The 6,116-nt window shown below is 57.6% G+C and carries 4 protein-coding genes, 5 tRNA genes and 2 pseudogenes; all 11 read left to right on the forward strand.

Going from position 1 to position 6,116, the window contains the following annotated elements; genetic code table 11:
* Positions 1–24 precede the first annotated feature (24 nt).
* Positions 25–97: transfer RNA gene (locus D3D01_RS18410), tRNA-Glu, on the forward strand.
* Positions 98–200: 103 nt separating this feature from the next.
* Positions 201–271 (forward strand) — tRNA-Met (locus tag D3D01_RS18415).
* A gap of 12 nt (positions 272–283) precedes the next feature.
* On the forward strand, positions 284–688 hold the full coding sequence (locus D3D01_RS18420; RefSeq protein WP_121513257.1) for a hypothetical protein: 405 nt from the start codon (positions 284–286) through the stop codon (positions 686–688).
* Positions 689–735: 47 nt separating this feature from the next.
* Positions 736–811: transfer RNA gene (locus D3D01_RS18425), tRNA-Glu, on the forward strand.
* Between the two features lie 425 nt (positions 812–1,236).
* Positions 1,237–1,311 (forward strand) — tRNA-Arg (locus tag D3D01_RS18430).
* A 113-nt stretch (positions 1,312–1,424) separates the two neighbouring features.
* Positions 1,425–2,954: a TROVE domain-containing protein gene (locus D3D01_RS18435; RefSeq protein ID WP_121513258.1), complete on the forward strand. Its 1,530-nt coding sequence runs from the start codon at positions 1,425–1,427 to the stop codon at positions 2,952–2,954.
* 26 nt (positions 2,955–2,980) lie between these two features.
* Positions 2,981–3,053, forward strand: a tRNA-Gly gene (locus D3D01_RS18440).
* 59 nt (positions 3,054–3,112) lie between these two features.
* Positions 3,113–3,406, forward strand: coding sequence for a hypothetical protein (locus D3D01_RS18445; RefSeq protein ID WP_121513259.1), 294 nt, complete (start codon positions 3,113–3,115; stop codon positions 3,404–3,406).
* Between the two features lie 71 nt (positions 3,407–3,477).
* Positions 3,478–4,174, forward strand: a pseudogene (locus D3D01_RS18450) (MarR family transcriptional regulator).
* Positions 4,175–4,358: 184 nt separating this feature from the next.
* A complete protein-coding gene (locus D3D01_RS18455) occupies positions 4,359–4,682 on the forward strand; it encodes a hypothetical protein (protein ID WP_121513260.1) in 324 nt (107 codons plus the stop codon).
* Positions 4,683–5,484: 802 nt separating this feature from the next.
* Positions 5,485–5,988 (forward strand): annotated as a pseudogene (locus tag D3D01_RS24640) (AAA family ATPase); the annotation flags it as partial.
* Positions 5,989–6,116 lie beyond the last annotated feature (128 nt).

Genomic DNA, 6,116 nt, shown 5'->3' on the forward strand with positions numbered 1-6,116 from the left:
ATCCGTTCCAGACGAGGGCAACCCGCTCCAGTGGAGTAGCGGCCAAACTCACGGCGCTCTCACGGTCGGGCCCCCGGTTCGAGTCCGGGCTGGAGCATTCTCCAACAGTCCGAGACCTCTCACTTCCAGCCGACGGGACTGAGGGACGGACAGCTGTGGAGAACTGAGAGATGCCCATGAGTGAGTTCCGAATTGTGTGCTGCGGGATGGGATAATGGCAGTCCACGGGGCTCATATCCCCGAGATCCAGGTTCGACTCCTGGTCCCGCAATAGAGGACAACAATGGGGCTATTCGATACAGTCGAACTCTACGACGACGTCCACCTACCGGAGTACCCCGACGGGCTTGCTCCTGCCGAGGACGTCGACTGGCAGACGAAAGGCATCGATCGACCGACTATGACCACATTTCGGATTACGGCGGCCGGTCGGCTCCTCGAAGAGGAGTGGCACACCGAAGCGGTCCCGCCGGAAGACCGGCCATACGCGAGCCGTGACGACGTCGGCGAGGAAGATCTCCTCTACATGGCCGGCTGTCGGAACCGAGTCCACGACGGCTGGATCGAACGAGACGATTACCACGGCCGTTTTAAGCTCAAACACTCCTTCGAGGATCTCGATACACTCGTCACGTATCAAGTGACGTTCACGCACGGGCAACTCGAGGGCTTCGAACGCCTGCGATAATCCGTGGGTGTCCACCGCACCTCAGCGCTTGATTTCGTCCCTACCGCGCTCCCGGAGTCTCCGTTGGCGAGAGACGCCACCTCTTCAAGGTGGAGGCCAGGGGTTCGATTCCCCTCGGGAGCACTCGGGGAGACTGGCCCTGACAGCGTTTTTCCGTGGCTGACATAGCGGGCAGCCACGGATCCGTGACGCCGTCACGGTCGGCTTTCCCCAAGCGTGTGGTCGTCCAGGTGGTGCGTTTCTTCGCCCGCAAAGCACACCAACGGGAGTCATAGCCCGTCGCACCACCGGTTGCCCGATCGCACGTGGCGACCGTCGAGTCGGAGCGTTGCTTCGCCAGGTACTCGCAGGTTCAAATCCTGTCGGTGGCGCAGTCCATCGAGAACATCCCGGACAAAGAGCGTACGAGAGGACGCTCGACACCGGTTCCGCTCTGACAGTTTTCCGGTCGCCGTGTCGCCAGTGGCCGTCGATCTGGAGCGCTACGTCGATGGCACATTACGGGTTCGAATCCCGTCGTTCGCTCCAGAAATTGTCCGGCCACTCGTGTTCCCGTAGCTCAGTTAGGACAGAGCACCGGCCTTCGAAGCCGGGTGTCGCACGTTCGAATCGTGCCGGGAACGTCCAGCCGAGCGATGCGAGGCTGGTTCGGGACGTTTTGCTCCCGAGACTCGTTGCTCACAGAGCGTGTGGGCAGCCACGATCGGAGTCGCCTGTTGCGGCTCCGGGTGAGAGTATGGAATTCAACACGCCAAAGCAAACGGTCGCGGAGGCAACGCGGACCACCAACTACGAAGGTGGGGAAGCGTTCGAGCCTGCCGACCCCCGACTCGCACTGTACAAGCGCACGATCAACCAGCTGCTGGAGGGCTCGTTCTACGAGACCGATGACGAACAGCTCGCTGCTGTCGTTCGCCAGTTCGATGCCGCCGCAAACGAGGACCCGGAGTTCGTCCTGAAGCTCGCTGCGTACGCGCGTCAGGAACTCTACCTGCGGGACATCCCCCAGGTCCTGCTCGTGCTGGCAGCCAACGACGACCGGTTCAAGGACGACTCCCCTGAGTCGCTCATCCGTGAATGGGCACCAGCGATCATCCAGCGGATGGACGAGACGGCGACCGCCCTCGCTGTCCACGACCAGCTGTTCGGCGGGACTGCGCCGTGGCCGCTTCGACGCGGGATCGAGGATGCGCTGGTGGAGATGGCCGACGCCTACACGCTGGGCAAGTACGAGCTGTCGCGGCGCGAGGTGACGCTGCACGACGTCTTCAACCGCGTCCACCCCACGCCCGTCGACGCCGAGCAGGAAGCGCTCTTCGAGCGGTTCATGCGTGGTGGCCTTGACGACTATCCCGACGTCGACCCGTTGCCGGCGCCGAAAACGTGGGAGACGGTTATCTCCGAGCGCGGCAACACCCAAGCCGCCTGGGAACTGCTCATCGAGGACGACGAGTACACGCTGCCCATCTTCGCGTCGATCCGGAACCTCCGGAATATGCTCGAAGCCGGCGTGCCGGAGGACACCGTCGTAGATCACCTCGACCTGGAGGCCGTCCGACACGCGCCGCTGTACCCGTTCCGGTACTACCAGGCCTACACCGCGCTGCAAGACGCGGATGTCCAGGCACCGACGGTCGAGCAGTGGCTCGAAGACGCAATTGATGTCGCGGTCGAGACGGTGCCTGGCGGATTCGGCGATACCTTTGTCGCGGTCGACCTGTCAGGGTCGATGGATCAGCCGCTGTCCGCGAACAGCACGCTCCGACTGAAGGAGATCGGTGCGTTGTTCGGTGCGATCCTGGCCGACCAGGGTGCTGACGTCGGCGGGTTCGGCGACGACTTCCAGACCGTTCCGATGCACGTCGACACGCCAGTCCTGCAGCGCCATGCGGCGGTGTTGGCGATCGACGAGGACGTCGGGAACTCGACGAACGGCTGGAAGGCGATCAAGCACCTCCACGACCGAGGGGATGCTGTTGAACGCATCGTCGTCTTCACCGATATGCAGATCTGGGACAACACGCCGTTCACGGCCCGCGATTCCCAGACGGTCAAAGACACGTTCGATGCGTATCGGGACGCGGTGTCTTCGGACACCGCGCTGTATCTCGTCGATCTCGCGGCCTACGGCGACCTGGTGACGCCAGAAGGCTACGAGAACGTCTACAACATCTCGGGGTGGTCGGAGAACGTCCTCTCGTTCATCGAACACGCCGAGAAGCCGAAGCAGATTATCGATGAGATCGAGGCGTTCGAGCCGACCTAGCCCTGTCCGTATTTTTGTTTGAAGATGCGCGAGTGGTGGAGTTCGGAAACACGCGGTCGTGCCACGACTGAGACGGGCGTTCGAATCGTCCCTCGCGCACTCGGAGTACAGTTGTCGAACATCTGGCCCGTGAGACGCGCCTCAACGGAGATGATAATATGGCAGTATCCAATACCACCGACCCAGAATCGACGACAATTGCCGTCGTGACGATTCGAATCCCCTGCGGCGCGGATGGGGACCTCGTCACTGACGCTGAGAAGCGTCTCTCGCGGCCCGAAACTATCGATGACGTCACGATTGACGAATTGGATAGTATCGAGCCACAGCTGTCGGCCACACTCATCACCGTCGAAATTACGGTCCGGTGGGCTACGGCGACTGGCGAGGAGGAAGTCAGAGACAGACTGGCTGGTGTCTCGGGACTTGAGTCAGTCAGACGGATTGCATAGGCCGTTCAGAACGGCATAGCCGAAAGTGTAGTAATCTATTTGACTGTTACCATGATATTGGTAATTATTAGATGTACGAACCGTTTGATGAGACTGCTGCTAGAGTGTTGCTCGCAGTCAATCCTGGAGATTCAATCCGAACGGTAGCCCAACATCTCCACACCCCCTACGAAACGGTTCGACAAGCAGTCAATCAACTAGAGGATGCAGGGTATCTTCGATATGATGACGGACTGTTCGTGACCGACGATCGCGTCCGGAAGGCGGCACGAGACCTGCTGGCCACGGGTGCCGCCGTGAATCCACCGTCAATCGAAGAGGCGTACGTACTCCCACAGTTCGGTGACTGGCCCTTCGCCTTTACACAGGTGGACGCCGTCTACGTGTGGACCCAAGGGGGCTATCAGGTTGGTCGCGAGCCCGGAGACTACCCGCTCTTTCTTGCCGTCCTTGAGAAGGACATCGACGCCTGGCAGCGTTTTTTTCGAACGGTTTGGAATCCCGACAGGATTTGAGCGTCGACCGGAGGACTCGTTTGAAGGTCCTCTCCAAGTCGTCCATAACGAGCGTTCGGTGCTCAACCCCGACCACGTCGAAGGATACCCAGTCATCTCTCGGCACGAGACGATAGCGTTCATGCGGGAGCATTATGCGACGTTTCAGTCGGCACTTGCTATGCTCGATCGTATGTACGACGATCTCGATCTCGACGTTTCCTACCGTGAGTCAGAGAGAGAGAATAGTCGTGAGTTTCACAGCACCAATTGAGTTATCGACCCCCGCTACGGTGAGGTTTCTTTGATTGCCACCGGTTTGACATCGACAGCGCCCCCAGTTGCTATTTGTGAATAGTTTACTATTCATACTCTTCAGCCCGTGACGGGACGAAATCTGATTAACCAACAAATCTATGCCGATGCGGTCTTTGTTGGTTAACACGAGGCGACCGCTGATGTCCTACGAGCCACCGACGCCGCCGGCGGAACTCCCGACAGACCTCGTCAATACGCTCAACGAGTCCTCTTCGGAGCAGCTCCAGTACGTTGCCCGCTACGCTGAAGAGCTAGCTGAGCACAAAGCTCGCGAGGCACGTCTCGAAGAGGACTCAGATGAAAGCGAAATCGAAGAACGTCCCGACGATCTGCCGGACGATGTCCCGGCGAAGGCCACGATCACGATCAAGGAGATTAACGACAACCGCTACTACTACTGGCAGTGGAGAGAGGGGGACAAGGTCACGTCCAAATATAAAGGGCCAGTCAATCCGGACGAATGAGGGGGTCAATACATCCGATTATCGATTTCCCACACCCCGTGTGCTATTTGATTTTGGTGCACTTGGAAAAGTGGTGACTACACACCCCTCGTCAAGAGTGAAAACAGTAGGAACGAGAAAGAATTTTAGATTAGATTAAGCCGTTAATAGTCGATAAAGCCGTTTTTAGGCACGAACAGTCGAACAGGGTTCCACAGTTGAAGCATAGTTTTTCTATTTGAGACAGACCACACCCCTGATCACGAGTGTATCCACTGATAGGTTCTCATCACACACCCCGTGTGCAGAGTGTAAATGTGCCGTATTCCGACGATAGAGAGTTATTAGGCTGGTTTTGTATATTGAGTATGGCCTACAATCCGTGGGATGACACAGACGTACTGGACTCCGTGTAAGAGATGAATTGAGTAACAAGTCGAGCGGGAACACCCCGTGTGCAAAATGAAATTCGAACGGTGAACATCAAGAGAACCGGAGACTGAACCGATTTTCACTTCGATGACGGGGGGATGGTCGACCCTGCGTTTACACTTCGATGACGGGGGGTGTCAGACGTGTGGCTTGCACTTCGATGATGGGGGGTGGAACAACTAAGTCCAATCACAGATACGCAAATTCATATGAGGGCCGCCGATTTTGCGTTACACATCGATGACGGGGGGTCTTCCACCAGATGTACTTCGGTGATGGTTCTTACTGACGAGCCGTGAAATAGCTGAATTCACGGGAAATATTGTATACAACGGGCGAATAAACATCGACGGGGGTTAATCTTTTTAGTGTTCCGGCGTACAGCAGACATATGGCCGGTAGTGATCAAGAAGGGGCGGATCAATCCACCCTTGATGAAGGAACTAGTTCTACATCGGATGGACAGCAGTTAGAATCCGCCCGTGAGGATGCTGCCGGAGACTCAAGTCAAAATCACGAATCGACTGAAGAGAGCCCTCAGCGGTCGATTCGTGATATGCTCGATGATGAGGGGGAGGCATCAGTTTTCGTCAACCGGGACCTCGTCGAGCCTGACACGATTATCGACGAGGAGCGAATCGTCGGCCGTGACGACCAGCTCGAGTCCGTCGTCTCGTTTTTGAAACCGACTCTCCAAGGAAATCGGCCGCCGAATATGCTGCTGTACGGTCCCGCAGGGACAGGTAAGTCACTCATCATCGGGGCCGTCACGCAACAGATCATCGAACTCTGTCAATCCAAAGGCGAACGGTTCGGCGTTATCGATATCAACTGCCAACCAATCAATACGCTCGATCAGGCCGTCTACGAACTCGTCCAAACTGTCGCCCAGGACGCATTCGTTCTAGTTTAGTGGCGGTCAAAGCCGAACTCACCTCGTTCAACCTGCTCACGTAACCGATCTCTGTGTGGATTTGGATTTCGTGATGCCCACAGCAACAGCTCGTCCAAATCCGGCAGTTC

The sequence above is a fragment of the Haloarcula sp. Atlit-7R genome (assembly GCF_003666065.1).
GTDB classification, from domain to species: domain Archaea; phylum Halobacteriota; class Halobacteria; order Halobacteriales; family Haloarculaceae; genus Haloarcula; species Haloarcula taiwanensis.

Bases quoted from the DNA above. Each gene is read 5' to 3' on its own strand.
- D3D01_RS18455 (WP_121513260.1), top strand. From the start codon at position 4,359: ATGTCCTACGAGCCACCGACGCCGCCGGCGGAACTCCCGACAGACCTC.
- D3D01_RS18445 (WP_121513259.1), top strand. From the start codon at position 3,113: ATGGCAGTATCCAATACCACCGACCCAGAATCGACGACAATTGCCGTC.
- D3D01_RS18435 (WP_121513258.1), top strand. From the start codon at position 1,425: ATGGAATTCAACACGCCAAAGCAAACGGTCGCGGAGGCAACGCGGACC.
- D3D01_RS18420 (WP_121513257.1), top strand. From the start codon at position 284: ATGGGGCTATTCGATACAGTCGAACTCTACGACGACGTCCACCTACCG.